The organism is Pseudomonas macauensis, assembly GCF_047902425.1.
Classification (GTDB): domain Bacteria; phylum Pseudomonadota; class Gammaproteobacteria; order Pseudomonadales; family Pseudomonadaceae; genus Pseudomonas.
The window spans coordinates 2627465-2645305 of the sequence record NZ_CP138377.1 but is presented as its reverse complement, the minus strand read 5'-3'; the positions used below and the strand labels follow the sequence as shown (position 1 = coordinate 2645305).

Below are 17841 nucleotides of genomic sequence, written 5' to 3'. Positions count from 1 at the left end.
GAGAGTTTTCCATGCTGAGCTTCTCTGCCCACGAATACCCCTACGCCTCCCAGCGCCAGAGCGTTTTTGCCCGCAACGGCATGGTCGCCACCTCACAGCCGCTGGCGGCCGAGGCCGGCATCGCCATGTTGCGCGCCGGCGGTAACGCCATCGACGCCGCCATCGCCACCGCCGCCGCGTTGACCGTGGTCGAACCCACCGGTTGCGCCATCGGCGGCGACGCCTTCGCCCTGGTCTGGTTCAAGGACCAGTTGCACGGCCTCGACGCCAGCGGCCATGCGCCCGCCTCCATTTCCATCGACAAGGTGAAAGCCGCCGGCTTTGAGAAGATGCCGGTACACGGCTGGCTGCCGGTCACGGTGCCAGGCATCCCCTCGGCCTGGGCCGAGCTGTCCGCGCGCTTCGGCAAGCTGCCCTTCGCCGATCTGCTGCAACCGGCCATCGCCCTCGCCCGCGACGGTTTCCCGGTATCCCCGGTGGTCGCCCACCAGTGGGAAATCGCCCGCCGCGAATACCAGGAAAGCCGCGCTGCCGTGCCGGCGCTGGAAGCCTGGTTCGACACCTTTACCGTCAACGGCGAAGCGCCGCGCGCCGGCCAACTGTTCCGCAACCCGGCCCAGGCGAAAACCCTCGCCGAACTGGCCGAGACGAAGTGCGAAAGCTTCTACCGGGGCGCCCTCGCCGCGCGCCTGGCCGAGCACTCCGCCGCCACCGGTGGCGAGCTGAGCGCGGCGGACCTGGCCGGCTACAAGCCCAAGTGGGTAGAGCCGATCAAGACCAATTACCGTGGCTACGACGTCTGGGAAATCCCACCCGCCGGCCAGGGGCTCATCGCCCTGATGACCCTGAACATCCTCCAGGGCTACGACTTCGACCAGCGCGACAGCCAGCTCACCTGGCACCGCCAGCTGGAAGCGATGAAGAAGGCCTACGCCGACGGCCTGCACTACATCACCGACGCCGAGCACATGCGCGTCAGCACCGCGGCGCTGCTCTCCGACGACTACGCCGCGCGCCGCCGCGCCGAGATCGGCGAACAGGCCGCCGAGCCCAGGCACGGCGACCCACACGCCAGTGGCACCGTGTACATCGCCGCCGCCGACGGCGAAGGCAACATGGTCTCCTTCATCCAGAGCGCCTACCACGGCTTCGGCTCCGGCGTGGTGCTGCCCGACAGCGGTATCGGCCTGCAGAACCGTGGCTCGGAATTCAGCCTCGACCCGGCGCATTCCAACGCCCTGGCGCCGGGCAAGAAGACCTTCCACACCATCATCCCCGGCTTCCTCAGCAAGGACGGCGTGGCCGTCGGCCCGTTCGGCGTGATGGGCGGCTACATGCAGCCCCAGGGCCACGTGCAGATGGTGATGAACCTGGTGGACTTCGGCCTCAACCCGCAAGCCGCACTGGATGCCCCGCGCTGGCAGTGGCTGGGCGGGATGAAGGTGGGCATCGAGCAGACAGCCTCGCGCGACCTGGCCTTCGCCCTCGCCCGCCGCGGCCACCAGGTAGAGGTGACCTGCGACCTGACCGACTATGGACGCGGCCAGATCATCGTCCGCGACCCGGAGACCGGCGTGCTCTGCGGCGGTACGGAACCCAGGGCCGACTCGCATATCGCGGTCTGCTGACAGCCATTGGCCAGGAGCCAACATGACCCTCAAAGCCATGCCGGCCAGCGAACTGGCCATTTCCCCGCTCGTCCTGGGCGGCAACGTGTTCGGCTGGACGATCGACGAGACCCGCTCGCTGCGCCTGCTCGACGCCTTCATCGACGCCGGCCTGAACAGCATCGACACCGCGGACATGTATTCGGCATGGGTGCCGGGCCACAGCGGCGGCGAGTCGGAGTGCATCATCGGCAAGTGGCTCGCACGCCACCCCGGCCAGCGCGACCGCATCACGCTGTTCAGCAAGGTCGGCGCCGAACTCTCGCCGACCCGCAAGGGCCTGTCGCGACGCTGGATACTGCAGGCCGCAGAGGATTCTCTGCGGCGCCTGCAGACCGACTACATCGACCTCTACTTCTCGCACTACCCGGACCCGGAAACGCCGCACGAGGAAACCCTGCGCGCCTACGAGGAGCTGATCGCCGCCGGCAAGGTGCGCGCCATCGGCGCCTCCAACTTCAGCCCGGCGCAACTGCAGGCGGCCAGGGCAACCGCCGACGAGCTGAATCTGCCGCACTACTCGGCGCTGCAGGTGGAATACAACCTCTACGACCGCGCCGGGTTCGAGTCCGACATCCGGCCGATGGCCATCGACCAGGGCTGCGCGGTGGTCACCTACTTCAGCCTCGCCTCCGGTTTCCTCTCGGGGAAGTACCGCCGCCTCGCCGACCTCGGCGACAGCGCCCGCCGCGAAGACCTGGAGAAATACTTCGATGAACGCGGCATGCATATCCTCACGGCGCTGGACCGGGTCGCCAATGAGCATGGCGCCAGCCCTGCGGAGGTCGCCCTGGCCTGGTTGCGGCAAAAACCGGGGGTCAGCGCGCCGATCGCCAGCGCCACCAGCGAAACCCAGCTGGCCGCCCTGGTTCGCGCCAGTCGCCTGAAGCTTGATGGCGAAAGCCTGGCGTTGCTCGAACACGCCAGCCGGTCGGGGGCGTAGGCTGCTTGCAAGCCCACTTGGAGGGGCACGCAGATACCTGCCAGAGTACGAAGGCTGCGCCCGTAAATCCCAACGCGGTGGCCTCTTCTGTTCTGGCGCGCGCCATGGGCCAGTCCGCTGATCAGAACACCGACCACCCAATCCGCGAACTAAGCAGCTCGAGCGCCGCCATCCCGGCGTAGGAGTTACCCGCGGCATTCAACTCCGGCGACCACACGCATACGCTAAATTGACCCGGCACGATCGCCACGATCCCGCCGCCCACGCCACTCTTGCCTGGCAGTCCCACGCGGTAGGCGAAATTCCCTGCTTCGTCATACAGCCCGCTGGTGGCCATGATCGAATTCACCTGCTGGGTCTGGCGCCGGGTCAGGATTTGCTCGCCACTGTGCTTGCAGAAACCATCGTTGGCCAGGAAACAGAAGGCTCGGGCCAGATCGAGGCAATTCATCTGCAGCGCGCAGTAGCTGAAATAACTGCGCAGTACGGTCTCGACCTCGTTATGGAAGTTGCCGAAGGACTGCATCAGGTAGGCCATGGCAGCGTTGCGCGCGCGGAACTGATACTCCGAATCGGCTACACGGGTATCGATCGATATGTGGGGATTGCCCGATAGGCGCCGCACGAAATCGCGCATCGACAGAATGGGGGCTGCGAAACGCGATTGGTTGATGTCGCAGATCACCAACGCCCCCGCGTTGATAAAGGGATTACGCGGGCGCCCGCGCTCGAACTCCAACTGCACCAGCGAGTTGAACGGCTGGCCTGACGGCTCATGACCCAGCCGCTCCCAGATGGCCTCACCGGAGTGGCCAATCGCCTGAACCAGGCTGAACACCTTGGAAATGCTTTGCACCGAAAACGGCACCAACGCGTCGCCTGCGCAGTAATAGCTGCCATCGTTGCCATAAACGGCGATGCCCAGCTGATGCGCCGGGACATCAGCCAGCGCGGGGATGTAGTCAGCCACTTTGCCCTTGCCGATCAAGGGACGTACTTCTTCGAGAATCTCGTTCAACAGCGTTTGCATGGAAGGCCCTGTTATAAGACCCCAGACGACGGCACGGGGCAGCATCCTTGACGCAGACCGAGCAGGAGAGATCACACATTCGACATCAAAATGGCGGCGGTGTATTTGCTGGATGAAATCCAACCGACCTGGAAACGAAAAAGCCCCGCATTAGCGGGGCTTTCGACATGGGCTTGGCCGTTACAAAGCTTGCACCTGATCGGCCTGAGGGCCTTTCGCGCCGTTAGTCACGTAAAAGCTGACGCGCTGACCTTCGTCCAGCGTTTTATAACCGGTACTCTCGATCGCTCGGAAATGAACAAAGACGTCCGCACCACTTTCAGGGGTGATGAAACCAAAACCTTTTTCAGGGTTGAACCACTTTACGGTACCTGTTTGACGAGTAGTCATGATGAATCTCCAAAAAGTTCATGCCATGCAACATGCAAGGCACGACTGGATGCGAAGTGAAGAGGGGCCGCAAAGATGGAGAATCACGAAGACAAAACATCGATCGGTGCCGCTAAACCGAGCAGGCAGGGAGATCACCATACAGACTTTGCATGGAATAGATAGGGAAATCTCAGGAATTTGCCGATATCGGTCGGACGGTCGGGAGTGAGCACAATATGTGCGTATAGTGGGTCGCTAGCCACCAACGTGGTGGCTCATCACCTCAGGTGAACTGATGTCCAATTCAGAAATTAAAACCGAGCGTTCGGAGCTGGATAAGAAAATTTCAGCATTTCTTTCTAAAGGCGGAGAGATTCAGGAAATTCCCGCCGGCAGGTACGGCCGCAAGGAGCCGTTCAAGCGGGCCGAGTGGACCATAGGCAAGAAAAAGCCGGAGGCTTGATCCTCCAGAAATGGAAAAGGCCGCACCTATCGATGCGGCCTTCTTGTTATGTGGCTCTCCTGAAGTTCGCCATGGGCCACGCCGAGCAAAGGCAGATTCCGGCCAGGAGCGGACGTATAAGACCGAGAAGAAAGGATTGTCGGCGGCATGGTTGATCCTTACCGCTCGATGTCGGACGGAACGGGATCCCCCATCGCCAGTACCCGCATTGGAGCAGCCAATGGCGTCCGCAACCTCTCCTGTTTCAGAGACCGAGCAACGGAAAACGCTTGGCGATGTCATCGCCGGTGAACGTGGCGACCCAGCCCTCGGCGTTGTTGAACAGGCGGATCGCCACGAAGTGCGGGCGCTCACCCATGTCGAACCAGTGGCGGGTGCCGGCCGGCACCGAGATCAGGTCGTTCTTCTCGCACAGCACGGCATAGACGTGATCCTCGATGTGCAGGGTGAACAGCCCGCGACCGGCCACGAAGAAGCGCACCTCATCCTCGCCGTGGCGATGTTCGTCGAGGAACTTGGCGCGAAGCTCGTCCTTCTGCGGGTGATCGGCATTCAGGCTGACCACGTCCACGGTGACGTAGCCCTCCTCCTCCTGCAGGCGGCGGATCTCGTGCTGGTAGGCGGCGAGCACCTCCTCCTGGCTGGCGCCGGGGGCGATGGGTGCGTTGGCCTGCCAGCGCTGGAAGCGCACGCCGACGGCGTTCAGGGTCGAGGCGATGTCCTCGGCATGAGTCAGCAGCTTCAGCGGCTGCTCGGGGCTCGATTCGTGGTAGACGGTCAGGCTGCTCATGGTCGGGCTACTCGATTCTCAAGGTTGTTCAGCGGGCGCCACGCAGGCTCAGCACCTTCAGCTCGCACTCGAAGAGGAACTCGAAGGCTTCGATCTGGCGCAGCGCGTCGCTCATGCGCGGCCCCCATGTGTACAGGCCATGGCCACGAATCAGATAACCGGGGCAGTCGGGATGGGCGTCGAGCCAGGGCTGCACCTTGGCGGCCAGGCGGGCGATGTCCTGGTCGTTGTCGAAGATCGGCACGGTGACGCGGCCTTCGTGGGTGGTGACGCCGGCGAAGGCCTTCTGCAGTTCGTAGTCTTCCAGCTCCAGGCGATCGCCGGGCGTGAGACGCGAAAGCACGGTGGCATTCACCGAATGGGTGTGCAGCACCGCGCCGATCTCCGTGCGCCAGGCATAGAGCTGGGTATGCAGCAGGGTTTCCGCCGAGGGCTTCTTCCCCGGCTCCAGGCTGTTGCCGGCGAGATCGGTCTCCAGCAGGTCATCGACACCCAACTGGCCCTTGTGCTTGCCGGACACGGTGAGCAGCGCACGGTCGGCCGCCAGGCGCGCCGAATAATTGCTGCTGGTGGCCGGCGACCAGCCGCGGCCGTAGAGGAAGCGCCCGGCTTCGATGATCTGCTGGGTGAGTGCGTCGCGGGTATCGGTCATGAAAGGTCGCAGAGGCTGCTGGAGTGGAATAGGCCGCCACTCTATCGACGACCCTGCACAACCCTAAATACCTTAATCGCATGAGGTAATAACCCGGCGGGAGGCCAGAAGGCCTGAGCCAGAGCGATCCTTGCCGTTCAGCATGGCAGTGGCTGCATTGCGAAGCGTGTTGATCAGCACGAGCGTCCGGCGACCTTTTTATTCCTTTCAATTATAAAAACCAGTAAAAATCATATTGGTATATACCAAATACTCTCCCCTTCAATACGCCCCATCGCAGTTGCCGGCCGCTGGCCGTATCGGAGAAAGGTTCCATGTTTGCCTTGCGGGTCATGCTCGAATACTTCCACCCCTGGCCCAATTCGGCCGGTTTCTACCTCGCCCGTGAACGCGGCTGGTACCGCGAGGCGGGGCTGGACGTAGAACTGGTGGTGCACGACCCCTACCACGGCGACACCCTCGACCACCTGGCGCGTGGCGCCGCCGCGTTCGGCGTGTTCCCCAGCAACCGACTGCTGGTGCGCCGCGAGCTGGGCCAGCCGCTGATTGGCGTGGCGGCGATCAACCACCGTGGCCTGGAGTCGATCCAGACCCTCACCGACAGCGGCATCCAACGGCCACGCGACCTGCAGGGCAAGCGCCTGGCGCTCAACCCTACACCGCGCGGCCTGGCCATGGTGCGCCATCTGGTAAGCCAGGACGGCGGCGATCCCGATGCAGTGGAGCTGGTGGATGCCGGCTTCCGCGAGCTGCGCCCCGAGGACCTGGCCGCCGGCCTCGCCGACGCCAGCTTCGGCGGTTACTGGGCCTGGGAAGCCTTGCTGCCCAGTTCCATCGCCAACGAACGCCGCGTGGTGCTGCCGGTGGACGAGATCGGCGCGCCGCCCTATCACAGCTACCTGCTGGGTGCTCGCGAGGACTGGCTGGACGCCAATGCGGACATCGCGCGGCGCTTCCTCGCCGCCACGGCACGCGGTTTCCTGGCGGCAGCGGCGGATCCCGAAGCCGCGCTGCCGGTCTACGAACGCACCATTCCCTACTTTCCCCACGAGATGCTGGCAGAATCCCTGCGGCGCATCGCGCCCAGCTGGTTGCACCAGGGCCGCTGGGGCGAACAGCGCGAGGAACTACTGCAGCCCTACGCCCAGTGGCTGCATGAATACGGCGTGCTGCGCGACCCGGAAATCTGGCGCGGCGCCACCAGCAACGCCTGGCAAGTGGAGAACCCAGCATGACGAAACGCCTGAGCCACGGCATGGGCCTGGACCCGGTGGAGCCCGATTGGCCGGCGCTGACCGAAGCGGAAGTCCGCGCGCTGCTCGCTGACTTTCCGGCCGCCGGCGACGAGGCCCGCCTGACCTGGCACAGCCCCCGGCCCTTCTCGGCCGCCGTGCTGGTGGAGACCGGCAGCGGCCCGCTGTTCGTCAAACGCCACCACCCGAGCGTGCGCACGGCTGAATGGCTGGCGGAGGAGCATGCCTTTTTGGACCACCTGGCGCGCCGTGGCGCACCGGTCGCCCAGGTGCTGCGCGATGGCCAGGGCCGCAGCGCCATCGAGCGCGACGGCTGGACCTACGAAGTGCACCGCAAGGCCGAGGGCCTGGACCCGTACCGCGACGCGCTGTCCTGGACGCCGTTCCAGCACAACGCCCATTCCTTCGCCGCCGGCGCCGCGCTGGCAACACTGCACCGCGCCGCCGAAGGCTTCGATGCCCCCTCGCGCAGCGCAGGTGTGCTGCTGAGCAACCTGAACCTGTTCGGCGCGGCGGACCCGCTGGCCGCCATCGAGGCGACCTTCCCCCAGGCGCCCGCCCTCGCCGACTACCTGCAGGCGCGCCCATGGAAGGAAACCCTCAGCGAGCTGCACCTGCCGCTGCAACGCGAACTGCTGCCCTACCTGCAGCGCCAGCCAGCGCTGTGGACCCACAACGACTGGCACGCCTCGAACCTGCTGTGGAGCGAGGACGGCCCGCAGGCGCAGGTGGTCTCGGTGCTGGACTTCGGCCTGAGCGACCGCAGCTTCGCGCTGTTCGACCTGGCCACCGCCATCGAACGCAACCTGGTGCCCTGGCTGGAGCTGGACCAGGGCCGCGCCGCCATCGCCGACCTCGATGCACTGGACTCCCTGCTGCAGGGCTACGCCAGCGTGCGCCCGCTGAGCCGCGACGACCTGCTCGCGCTGGCCGCGCTATTGCCGCTGGTGCACGCGGATTTCGCGCTGTCGGAAGTCATCTACTTCCACGGCATCCTCGGCTCGGCCGAGAGCGCTTCGCTGGCGTACGACAACTACCTGATCGGCCACACCCGCTGGTTCCTCGACAGCGAAGGCCAGCGCCTGCTGAATCACGTTCGCCACCTTGCGGCGAAGGTGAACTGAGATGAGCGAACCCCTGGTCACCGCGCACTGGCTGGCTGCCGCGCTGGACGACCCGCGCCTGTGCCTGCTGGATGCCAGCGTCGAACTCGCCGCACCGCAGTTCGATGGCGACTACCGCGTTGAAAGCGGATACGCCGGCTGGCTCGCCGGGCACATTCGCGGTGCGCGCCATGCCGATCTGCTGGACGATCTGGCCGCTGCCGATGCGCCCTTCAGCTTCGCCTTGCCGGAGGCGCAATCAGCGCTGGATGCCTTGCAGGGACTGGGTATCCATGACGACTCGCTGATTGTGATCTACGACCGCAGCGACGGTTTCTGGGCCGCGCGCCTGTGGTGGATGCTGCGCAGCCTGGGCATCGACGCGGCGGTGCTGGATGGCGGCCTGCGCGCCTGGATCGCAGCCGGTTTTTCGCTGGAAGCAGGCGAATCGCCCGCTGCCCGACGCGGGAAACTGTCGGCGCCGGCGCAGTACCGGAATGGCTTCTGGATCGACCGCCGCGACGTTGAACACGTCGTGGCGGGCGAAGCTGGCGGCACGCTGGTCTGCGCGCTGTCCGCCGCCCTGTTCGACGGCAGCGCCGTCACCCGCTATGCCCGCCGTGGGCACATCCCCGGCAGCCGCAACCTGCCCGCACGCAGCCTGTTCGACGACGACGGCTGCTACCGGCGTGGCGCGGCACTGCACGAAGCCCTCGCCGGGCTGCGTGGGGCCGAGCCGCCACTGCTGCTGTACTGCGGCGGCGGTATCTCCGCCGCCGCCCTCGCCCTGGCTTTGACCCTGACGGGGGAAACCCGAGTCGCGATCTACGACGGCTCGCTGCAGGAGTGGGCCGCAGAGCCTTCCCTGCCATTGACCACCGGAGCAGCTCCGGCCTGAGACCCCGTCAGCGGGCGATCACGACCAACACCCAAGGCCATCCGTTTCGCGCGGGAGGGGCTCGGCCCCGTGCATTCCCGGCGCACGCCCTGGCGATTTTCAGGAGCGTTCCATGCAGTACCTGCCGCGCCCCGCGCGCACGCGATTTCCCCTCAGCCTGCTGACCCTGGCCGTGCTGCTGGCCAGCAGTCCCGGCCATGCCGAGGACACCACCCTGGACACCGTCACGGTAACCGGCCACGACACCGACAGTTACGCCAGTAACCGCGCCTCGGTCGGTGGCTTCGGCGAGGCGCCGCTGCTGGACACGCCCGCGTCCATCTCGGTGTTCAATCAGGCCCTGCTCAAGGACCAGCAGGCGCGCCTGCTCAGCGACGTGCTGAAGAACGACGCCTCCACCGGCGAGGCCTACGCGCCGGTGGGCTATTACGAGAACTTCGAGATTCGCGGCTATTCGCTCAACGCCGCGAGCAGCTACAAGATCAATGGCCGCACCATCACCGGCGAGCAGAACGTGGCGCTGGAGAACAAGGAGCAGGTCGAGGTGCTCAAGGGGCTTTCCGGCCTGCAGAGCGGCGTGTCCGAACCGGGCGGCCTGATCAACTACGTCACCAAGCGCCCCCAGGACGTGCGCTCGGTAACCCTGGGCACGGACGACGAAGGCGGCCGCTACGTCGCCACCGACGTCGGCGCCTGGCTCGACAGTGAGCAGAGCGTCGGCGTACGGGTGAACCTCGCCCACGAGGACCTGCGCTCCTACATCGACCACACCGACGGCAATCGCGACTTCGCCTCGCTGGCGCTGGACTGGAACCTCTCGCCCAACGCCCTCTGGCAGTTCGACGCCGAATACCAGAACCGCCGCCAGCCCTCGGCACCCGGCTACCAGTTGCTCGGCGGGACCGAACTGCCCCATGGCATCGACCCACACGACCGCATCGGCTACCAGAGCTGGGCCGACCCGGTGCGCATCGAGTCGTTGAACCTCAACACGCGCTTCGAATACCGCTTCGACGACGCCTGGACCAGCACCCTCAGCGCCTCGCGCAGCCGCGTGGTGATCGACGACTACAGCGCCTTCCCCTGGGGCTGCTACGGCGTGCCCAGTTGTGCGGATTCTGCCGTGCCCAACTACTTCAGCCCCGAAGGCGACTACGACCTCTACGACTTCCGCAGCCCGGACGACACGCGCCGCAACGACGAACTGGAGGCCGCGCTGCACGGCCAGTTCGCCACCGGCTGGCTGCGCCACGAACTGACCGTCGGCACCTCGGCCTTCCGCCGCGTGCTGGACAGCCGTCCGGAACTCAACGAGTGGGTCGGCACCGGCAACATCTACACCGGCATCGGCGCCGTGGCGCCTGCCGATGGCGAGCCCGGCCACAGCTATCGCCACCTCGACAGCCGCCAGTACGGCCTGTTCGCCAGCGACCGCCTCATCCTCGATGACCAGTGGCAAGTGGTCCTTGGCGGGCGCCAGGTACGCCTGGATGAGCGCACCTTCGACAGCGAAGGCAACACCACCCGGCACACCCGCCGCTCGGAGTTCCTGCCCAACGGCGCGGTGATCTTCAAGCCGCGCGAGGACATCTCGATCTACGGCAGCTACAGCAAGGGGCTTTCTCTGGGCGGCGAGGCCCCCTGGTTCGCCAGCAACGCCGGCGACACCCTGGCGCCCACCTCCTCGCGCCAGGTGGAGTTCGGCATCAAGCAGGAGCTGGCCGGCTTCGACTGGAGCGCCGCGCTGTTCCAGATCCACCAGGCGTACCAGTTCGCCCGGCCCAACGGCGACGGCACCTTTACCTACGTGCAGCAGGGCCAACAGAAGAACAGCGGGCTGGAGTTGTCGGCCAGTGGCCGGGTAACCTCCGCGCTGCAATTGAGCGGCAGCCTCGCGGCGATCCGTTCGCGGGTGGTGAACAGCGGCACGGACGACTACGAAGGCCACCAGGCGATCAATGTCCCGCGTCTGCGCGCCAGCCTGCAGGCCGACTACGCTCTGGCCGGCGTGCCGGGGCTCTCGCTGCTCGGCGCGGCGCGCTACAGCGGCGCCAAGTACGCCGACCGCGACGGCGCGGTGGAGGTTGGCGGCTACACCCTGTATGACGCCGGCGCGCGCTTCAGCACGCAGATCGGGGGCTACCCTACCGTGTTGCGGCTGAGCGTCGACAACCTGTTCGACAAGCGCTACTGGCGCGATGTCGGTGAATATTTCGGCGACGGCTACCTGTTCCAGGGTGCGCCGCGCACGGCTCGTCTGACGGCGAGCGTCAACTTCTGAGGTAAGCGCAACATGTCTGCTCTGGAAATCATCGCGGTGATCGTCAACGTGCTCGGCGTCTGGCTCACCGCCCGGCGCATCCGCTGGTGCTGGCCGGTGAACGTGGTGGCGGTGCTGCTCTACGCGTGGATCTTCTTCAGCGTGAAGCTCTACTCCGACATGCTCCTGCAACTGGTCTTCGTGGTGCTGCAGTTCTACGGCTGGTGGCAATGGAGCCAGGGCGGCAGCGACCACGACAAGGTGCGCGTGGAACGCCTGCCCTTCTCTACCGCCGTCTCCAGCTGCCTGGCCGGCGCCGTCGGCGCCCTCGCCCTGGGCTGGGCAATGCACACCCACACCGACGCCGCCCTGCCCTGGCTGGACGCCGCGCTGACCACCTTCAGCCTGGTGGCGAGCTTCTGGGCCGCGCGCAAGTACGTCGCCAGCTGGTGGCTGTGGATCATCCTCGACGTGATCTACACCGGGGTGTTCCTCTACAAGGCGCTGTACCTCACTGCCGGGCTCTACGCCGGCTTCGTGGTGCTGGCGATCTACGGCCTGCTGGCCTGGCAGCGCGAACTGCGCGATGAGCAGCCGGCGCTGGCCACCGGCAACTGAGGGCCGCCATGCTCTACCAGGCCATCCCGCCGCACTACGCGCGCATCCGCGACCAGTTGGCCGCGGACATTGCCCAGAAGCGCTTCCTCGCCGGGCAAAAGCTGCCGCCCGAGCGCGACCTCGCCGAGCGCTTCGACTGCACCCGTGTGACCCTGCGCCAGGCCCTGCAGCAACTGGAAACCGAAGGCCTGATCTACCGCGAAAACCGTCGCGGCTGGTACCTCAGCCCGCCGCGCATCGACTACGACCCGACGCGGCTGGTCAGCTTCATGGACTACGTGCGCCTGCAGGGCCGCGAGCCCCTCACCGAGTGCCTCAGCGCCGAACGCTGCCGCGCCGGCGCCTGGCTGGCCGCGCGAATGAACCTGCCGTCACCGGACGAACCCGTCTTCCGCCTGCACCGCCGCCGGCTGATCGACGGCCGCCCGGTGCTGGTGGAGATCAATACCCTGCTCGCCAGTTGGTGCCCCGACCTGCTCGACGCACGCCTGGATCGCTCGCTGACCACCGTGCTGCGCGAGCGCTTCGGCAAGGTGCAGACGCGCTGCACGCTCAACCTGCGCCTGGGCACCGTGAACGACGACCAGGCCGAGTTGCTGCAACTGGCCTCCGGCGCCAGCAACCTGGTGCTGGAACGGCTGAACTACGCCGAGGACGGCCTGCTGGTGGAGTTCGACCAGGAGTTCTGGCGGCCGGACGCGGTATCCGTGGCGGTGCAGGCGGATTTCCCGTCGCGGCCGTTATAGCTGAATAAGTAATTACCAAATGCTAATTCAGTATTTCTGGTTCTAACAGGATCGCGGCTAGGCTAGCTCCAACTTCACCGCAACCGGCTTGTCTGAAAGCCTTCTGGAGCCGCCATGGACCGCACCGACAACGTCATCGACCTCGCCCGCCACCGCACGCGCCGCCAGGCACGCCGCCAAGCCGAGCTGATGTGGATGATGTACGCGCAGCGCGCCGGCTACGACGCCTTCCAGATCGTCCAGCAGAGCCGCGACAGCGGCCGCCACGAGGCCTGAGCCGTGGGCCTGCCGCTCGCCACGGAGCTGCCTGCCGTGGCGTTCGACGCCACGACCGGCACGCCCGACGACCCCATCGGCGAACGGGTCGCCAGCAACCTGCTGCGCCTGCGCGCCAAGCGCAACCTCTCCCTCGACGGCCTGGCGCGCCTCTCCGGCGTGAGCCGGACCATGCTCGCGCAGATCGAATCCGGCCGCAGCGTTCCGTCGATCAAGGTGCTGTGCAAGATCGCTCAGGGCCTTAAAGTCTCGGTCGCCGCCTTCCTCGACGACCGCGCCTTCGAAGGCGTGGCCGTGCTGCCGGCACGGGAGAGCAAACGCCTGGTCAGCGGCGACGGCGCCTTCGTCAGCCGCGCGCTGTTTCCCTTCGACGTCTCGCGCCAGGTGGAATTCTACGAATTGCGCCTGCAGGGCCTGGCCATCGAGCACTCCACCGGCCACGCGCCGGGCACCCAGGAAAACCTGGTGGTCGCCCAGGGCGTGCTGGAGATCAGCGTCAACGAGGAACGCTTCCTCCTCGGCACTGGCGACTCCATCCTGTTCTTCGCCGACCAGCCGCACAGCTACCGCAACCCCGCCGACAGCGACGCGGTCGCCTACCTCGTCACCACCTACGCCGAACGGCTGGACTGATTCCAACCGTCAAAAAGCCAAAGGCCCGGCGGGTTTCCCCACCGGGCCTTTTCATTTCAGTGCGCCGCTATCAGCAGGTGCAGCACATCATCGGCATGCCGTTGCAGCTCATCATCATCGGCATGCCGCACTCCATCATCTTGTTCATCAGCATGCAGCAGTTCTTGAACATCTCCATGTTCATGCCCTGCATCGGCATCATCTTGCACATCATCATGTCGCCCTGCATGGAGCACTCCATCATGCACTTCATGGCCGGCATGCCCATGTTCATGCCCATCATCATCGGCAGGTTCATCATGCCCATCATCGGCATCATGGCCATGGCGGACTGGGACATGCCCATCATCATCATGTTGCCGCAGTGCATCATCATCGGCATGCCGCAGTTCATCATCATCGCCATCATCTCGGCGCTGTTGCGGAACATGGCCATTTCCATGCCCATGGCCGGCTTCATCTTGCACATCATGCCGTCGTCGAGCATCTCGCATTCCATGGTCGCCATCATCATCGGCATGCCCATCATCGGCATCATGGCGTTGCTGTTCATCGGCATCTGCATGGCGTTCATCATGGTGGAGCTCCCTGAATCGATAGAGTTGAGTGACTGCGAATGGGGCCGATTCTAGGAATGCGCAGCGGCGGAACAAGATGGCGAGGGAGCGGCGGGTTTCGCTGCATCAACTCGCGATTCTGTCTCGATGATGCCGGGGATGTTCGTTATGGTTTCATTTTCGTCGCGATAACGAATTCCAACACTTCAAGAGCGATCTTTTCGGCGATATGGATATCTCATCCAGTGCTTAGCAAAGAACCGTAGTGAATATTGAATCTAACCAACTCGCAAAAACTTCGTGGCTGGCCATAACCCACGGCCTAGAGCGCTTCGATGCACATTCCATGAATGCAAAATCAGGCATATGAGAATGCGTTTTTAATATTTAATGAAATAACAGGCGACCTTCTATAGTGGCGGTTTGGTTCAACTGTCATCACCGCAAGGAAGTCCCATGTTCCGCCATCTGCTCGCCGCCAGCCTCGCCCTGGCGCTGTTCGGCTGCGCCACCCCGCCCGCCCCTTCCGTTCATACCACCAACCCTTCCAGTTCGACCCTGCAGGGCGACCCGACCCGGCCGGCGCAGGCGCAGTGGCTGCGTACCGAGCTGTACTTCGCGCTGGGCCAGGAGGACGGCAAGGACAGGACCAGCGAGCAGCGCTGGCGACAGTTCCTCGACCAGGAAGTGACGCCGCGCTTCCCGGACGGTTTCACCGCCTACGACGCCTACGGCCAGTGGCGTGACCACGGCGCGCCGGCGCCGGAACGGCTGAGCACCAAGGTGATCGTGATCCTGCATGAAGACAGCGCCGCGCACGACAAGGACATCGAGGCCATTCGCCTGGCGTGGAAGCGCATCACCGGCGACCTCTCCGTGCTGCGGCTGTCGCAACCGGCGCAGGTGTCGTTCTGATGTTCCGCGAGACGCTGCACGACGGTTACGCGCAGGCGCTGACCATCGATGAGCCGATCTACCAGGGCCACACCGGCCAGCAGGCCGTGCAGGTATTCCGCAACCGCCGTTTCGGCCGCGTGCTGACCCTGGATGGCGTGGTGCAGACCACCGAGGCCGACGAGTTCGTCTACCACGAGATGCTCGCCCATGTGCCGATCCTTGCCCATGGTGCGGTGCGCCGCGTGCTGGTGATCGGTGTGGGCGACGGCGGCATCCTGCGAGAGATTGTGCGCCACGCCGGCATCGAGGAAATCATCGCGGTGGAGATCGATCCGCAGGTGGTCGAGCTGTGCCGCGAGCTGCTGCCGAGGCATTCGGCCGGCGCGCTGGACGATCCGCGCCTGCGGCTGATCTACACCGATGGCCTGGAGTACCTCGCGCAGAGCCGCGAAACCTTCGACCTGATCCTCTGCGACTCCACCGACCCGGGCGGTCCGGCGGCGAGCCTGTTCACCGACGCCTTCTACCGCAACTGCCAGCAGCGCCTGGGCGGCGATGGCATCCTCGCCACGCAGAATGGCGTGCCCTTCCTCCAGCCGGAGGAACTGGGCGGCACGGCGCGGCGACTGGCGGAGTCCTTCGCCGACTGGGGCTTCTTCCACGCGGCGGTGCCGACCTACATCGGCGGCAGCATGGCGTTCGGCTGGGCGTCCAACAGCGAGAAGGCCCGCCGCACCGCGCTGGAAACCCTGCGCCAGCGCTTCGCAAAAAGCGGCCTGGTGACCCGTTACTACACCCCCGAGGTACACCAGGCGGCGTTCGCCCTGCCGCGCTACATGCTCGACCTGATCGAGGCAGGGCTTCAGCGCGACAGCTGAGGGTTGCCCAGGCGCTGCGGCGTCCAGTCCGGGTCGCGAGCGCGAACCGGACTGCTGACCTGCAGCACCGCCGTGCCGAAGCGTTTCTTGAAGTCCGCGCCGATCTGCGTGATGGCCTGGCGCGTGTAGGGGTTGTCGGCATGGATGAGGATCAGCATCCGCGACGGCAGCTTCTCCGGCCCGCCACTGGGGCCGCGCCACTGGCCGTGCAGATCGAGCCAGCTGAGGCCATCGGGGAAGCGCGGCGTCACCTCGCGGGCGAGGAAGTCCTCCCACTGCGACAGCTCCACCGCCTCCAGGTACAGCTCCGTGCGCAGCATGCGCCGGCCGCTCGCCTCACCGCTGGCACTGAGCGTAGGCTCGTTCAGCCAAAGCCCTACCAGGGCCGCCAGCAAAACGGTCACGGCGCCGTTGCGCCAGAGTCGCTTCGCGCGCATCAGGCACCCTCTCCCTGCCAGTCTTCGGATTGCGCCGTACGCGGGCGCAGGATCAGTTGCAGCAGCCCGCCGAGCGCCAGTACCGCCAGGCCCAGCAAGGCGCCCCAGCCGACGTAGGCGACGCTGGAATACAGCATGTACAGGCACACCGCGAGGAAGCCCAGCGGCAACCAGGGATAGAGTGGCACGCGGATCGGCCGGGGCACGTCCGGATGGCGGCGGCGCAGGACGATCAGCGCCACGCTGCTCAGGCTGAGGAACAGCCAGTACACCGGCGTCATGTACTCCACCATGGTGTTGAAGCCATGGCCGCTCCAGCCACCCACCAGGACCAGCAGCAAGGCCACCACGCCTTCGGCGAGCAGTGCCGCGCGCGGTACGCCGTGACGCACATCCCAGCGGCCGAGGGCGCGCAGTGCCGGAACATCCCGCGCCGCGGCATAAGTCGTGCGGCTGCCGACGATCAGCGTCGAGTTGATGCTGGCGACGGCGGACACCACTACCACCGCCATGATCAGGCCGATACCCGGCGCGCCGAAGGCCAGCCCGAGCAACTCCAGCGCCGGCGCTCCGCTGGCGGCCAGACCGTCGAAGCCCAGGCCGCGAATGAACGCCCAGTTCAGCGCCAGGTAGATCAGCAACAACGCCGCCAGCGCACCGAGCATGGCGGTGAAGATGCCCCGGCGGCTGTCGCGCAACTCCGCCGACAGCGTCGCCGCGTCGCTCCAGCCACCGAAGGCGAGGAAGACATAGATGAGCGCAGCGGAGAAACCGGCAACACCCACCTGCTCCGGCTCGACCGGCGCCACAGGGGACGGGACGAAGCCGCGCCACTCCAGCCACAGGCCGGCACCGACGATGCCGAGGAAACCGGCCGCCACCAGCGCCACCAATCCGGCCTGAGTGCCGAGGCTAACGCGCCAGCCGATGAGATTGAGCGCCACCAGCGCGGCGACCAGCCCGCCCGCCAGCAGCACGTTGCCGAGCTGGCCGAGGCCGAGCAAGGCGCTGAAGTGATCGGCGAACAGGAACGCCATCAGCGCGATCCACCCGGTGTGCAGGATGGCGAAGCGCGACCAGGCGAACAGAAAGCCCACCCGCTGGCCGTAGGCACGTTCGAGGAAGTGGTAGTCGCCACCGGGATGGGCGAAGGCCGAGGCCATCTCCACGTAGCACAGCGCGCCGACCATCGACAGCAGGCCGCCGAGAATCCAGACCCCGTAGAAGTGCTCCTGACCGACGTTGAGCGCCACGGTGGGCGCGGTTTTCAGAATGTCGCTGGTGATCACCATGCCCAGCGTCAGCAGCAGCGCGTGAATGGCGCCCAGGTGCCGGCGCGGGCCGGCGTCGTTGTCAGCCATGAATCGA

The 17841-nt window shown here is 65.8% G+C and carries 20 protein-coding genes; 13 read left to right on the top strand and 7 right to left on the bottom strand.

Features of this window, described 5'->3' with window-relative positions:
- Window positions 1-11 precede the first annotated feature (11 nt).
- Window positions 12-1628: a gamma-glutamyltransferase family protein gene (locus SD196_RS12430; RefSeq protein WP_331314526.1), complete on the top strand. Its 1617-nt coding sequence runs from the start codon at window positions 12-14 to the stop codon at window positions 1626-1628.
- 22 nt (window positions 1629-1650) lie between these two features.
- A complete protein-coding gene (locus tag SD196_RS12425) occupies window positions 1651-2610 on the top strand; it encodes an aldo/keto reductase (RefSeq protein WP_416311549.1) in 960 nt (319 codons plus the stop codon).
- 121 nt (window positions 2611-2731) lie between these two features.
- On the opposite strand, the gene glsB is transcribed toward SD196_RS12425, so the two are convergent.
- A complete protein-coding gene (gene glsB / locus SD196_RS12420) occupies window positions 2732-3640 on the bottom strand; it encodes a glutaminase B (protein ID WP_275607376.1) in 909 nt (302 codons plus the stop codon).
- Window positions 3641-3820: 180 nt separating this feature from the next.
- Window positions 3821-4030, bottom strand: a complete 210-nt coding sequence (locus SD196_RS12415) for a cold-shock protein (RefSeq protein ID WP_207887261.1) — start codon at window positions 4028-4030, stop codon at window positions 3821-3823.
- 277 nt (window positions 4031-4307) lie between these two features.
- Here SD196_RS12415 and SD196_RS12410 point away from each other — a divergent pair, with 277 nt between their 5' ends.
- The gene (locus SD196_RS12410; RefSeq protein WP_275607377.1) at window positions 4308-4475 is read left to right on the top strand and encodes a hypothetical protein; all 168 of its coding nucleotides are present in this window, start codon (window positions 4308-4310) and stop codon (window positions 4473-4475) included.
- A 244-nt stretch (window positions 4476-4719) separates the two neighbouring features.
- Here SD196_RS12410 and SD196_RS12405 read toward each other — a convergent pair whose 3' ends face one another.
- The gene (locus tag SD196_RS12405) at window positions 4720-5265 is read right to left on the bottom strand and encodes a 1,2-dihydroxy-3-keto-5-methylthiopentene dioxygenase (protein WP_416311548.1); all 546 of its coding nucleotides are present in this window, start codon (window positions 5263-5265) and stop codon (window positions 4720-4722) included.
- Window positions 5266-5293: 28 nt separating this feature from the next.
- Complete coding sequence (locus SD196_RS12400; RefSeq protein ID WP_416311547.1) at window positions 5294-5917, bottom strand: methylthioribulose 1-phosphate dehydratase; 624 nt, start codon at window positions 5915-5917, stop codon at window positions 5294-5296.
- A gap of 314 nt (window positions 5918-6231) precedes the next feature.
- Here SD196_RS12400 and SD196_RS12395 point away from each other — a divergent pair, with 314 nt between their 5' ends.
- The 8 genes from SD196_RS12395 to SD196_RS12360 all read left to right on the top strand — a co-directional run bounded on the left by SD196_RS12395 (window position 6232) and on the right by SD196_RS12360 (window position 13704).
- Entirely contained in the window at window positions 6232-7152 is a 921-nt protein-coding gene (locus SD196_RS12395; protein WP_275607380.1) for an ABC transporter substrate-binding protein, read from the top strand.
- On the top strand, window positions 7149-8294 hold the full coding sequence (locus SD196_RS12390; protein WP_416311546.1) for a phosphotransferase enzyme family protein: 1146 nt from the start codon (window positions 7149-7151) through the stop codon (window positions 8292-8294). Before SD196_RS12395 ends, SD196_RS12390 begins: the two co-directional genes overlap by 4 nt.
- A 1-nt stretch (window position 8295) precedes the next feature.
- Window positions 8296-9171, top strand: a complete 876-nt coding sequence (locus tag SD196_RS12385; RefSeq protein WP_416311545.1) for a sulfurtransferase — start codon at window positions 8296-8298, stop codon at window positions 9169-9171.
- A gap of 112 nt (window positions 9172-9283) precedes the next feature.
- Window positions 9284-11452 carry a TonB-dependent siderophore receptor gene (locus SD196_RS12380; protein WP_416311544.1) on the top strand — a complete coding sequence of 723 codons (2169 nt, stop codon included), beginning with the start codon at window positions 9284-9286 and terminating at the stop codon, window positions 11450-11452.
- A 12-nt stretch (window positions 11453-11464) separates the two neighbouring features.
- Window positions 11465-12049, top strand: a complete 585-nt coding sequence (pnuC, locus tag SD196_RS12375; RefSeq protein ID WP_416311543.1) for a nicotinamide riboside transporter PnuC — start codon at window positions 11465-11467, stop codon at window positions 12047-12049.
- Window positions 12050-12057: 8 nt separating this feature from the next.
- Window positions 12058-12795 carry a UTRA domain-containing protein gene (locus SD196_RS12370; protein WP_416311542.1) on the top strand — a complete coding sequence of 246 codons (738 nt, stop codon included), beginning with the start codon at window positions 12058-12060 and terminating at the stop codon, window positions 12793-12795.
- Between the two features lie 114 nt (window positions 12796-12909).
- On the top strand, window positions 12910-13071 hold the full coding sequence (locus tag SD196_RS12365; RefSeq protein WP_416311541.1) for a hypothetical protein: 162 nt from the start codon (window positions 12910-12912) through the stop codon (window positions 13069-13071).
- Between the two features lie 36 nt (window positions 13072-13107).
- Entirely contained in the window at window positions 13108-13704 is a 597-nt protein-coding gene (locus tag SD196_RS12360) for a helix-turn-helix domain-containing protein (protein WP_370601666.1), read from the top strand.
- 70 nt (window positions 13705-13774) lie between these two features.
- Here SD196_RS12360 and SD196_RS12355 read toward each other — a convergent pair whose 3' ends face one another.
- On the bottom strand, window positions 13775-14281 hold the full coding sequence (locus SD196_RS12355; RefSeq protein WP_416311540.1) for a hypothetical protein: 507 nt from the start codon (window positions 14279-14281) through the stop codon (window positions 13775-13777).
- Window positions 14282-14717: 436 nt separating this feature from the next.
- On the opposite strand from SD196_RS12355, the gene SD196_RS12350 reads away from it, so the two are divergent.
- Together SD196_RS12350 and speE are read left to right on the top strand one after the other, a co-directional pair.
- Window positions 14718-15176 (top strand): DUF3574 domain-containing protein, encoded by a 459-nt coding sequence (locus tag SD196_RS12350; protein ID WP_370601439.1) that lies wholly within the window; start codon window positions 14718-14720, stop codon window positions 15174-15176.
- Window positions 15176-16036, top strand: coding sequence for a polyamine aminopropyltransferase (gene speE / locus SD196_RS12345; protein ID WP_416311539.1), 861 nt, complete (start codon window positions 15176-15178; stop codon window positions 16034-16036). Before SD196_RS12350 ends, speE begins: the two co-directional genes overlap by 1 nt.
- Here speE and SD196_RS12340 read toward each other — a convergent pair.
- Window positions 16021-16473, bottom strand: a complete 453-nt coding sequence (locus SD196_RS12340) for a DUF3574 domain-containing protein (protein ID WP_275607390.1) — start codon at window positions 16471-16473, stop codon at window positions 16021-16023. The two genes, speE and SD196_RS12340, sit on opposite strands and share 16 nt — an antisense overlap.
- A complete protein-coding gene (locus SD196_RS12335; RefSeq protein WP_416311538.1) occupies window positions 16473-17834 on the bottom strand; it encodes an APC family permease in 1362 nt (453 codons plus the stop codon). The genes SD196_RS12340 and SD196_RS12335 overlap by 1 nt, the downstream gene beginning before the upstream one ends.
- Between the last annotated feature and the right edge of the window lie 7 nt (window positions 17835-17841).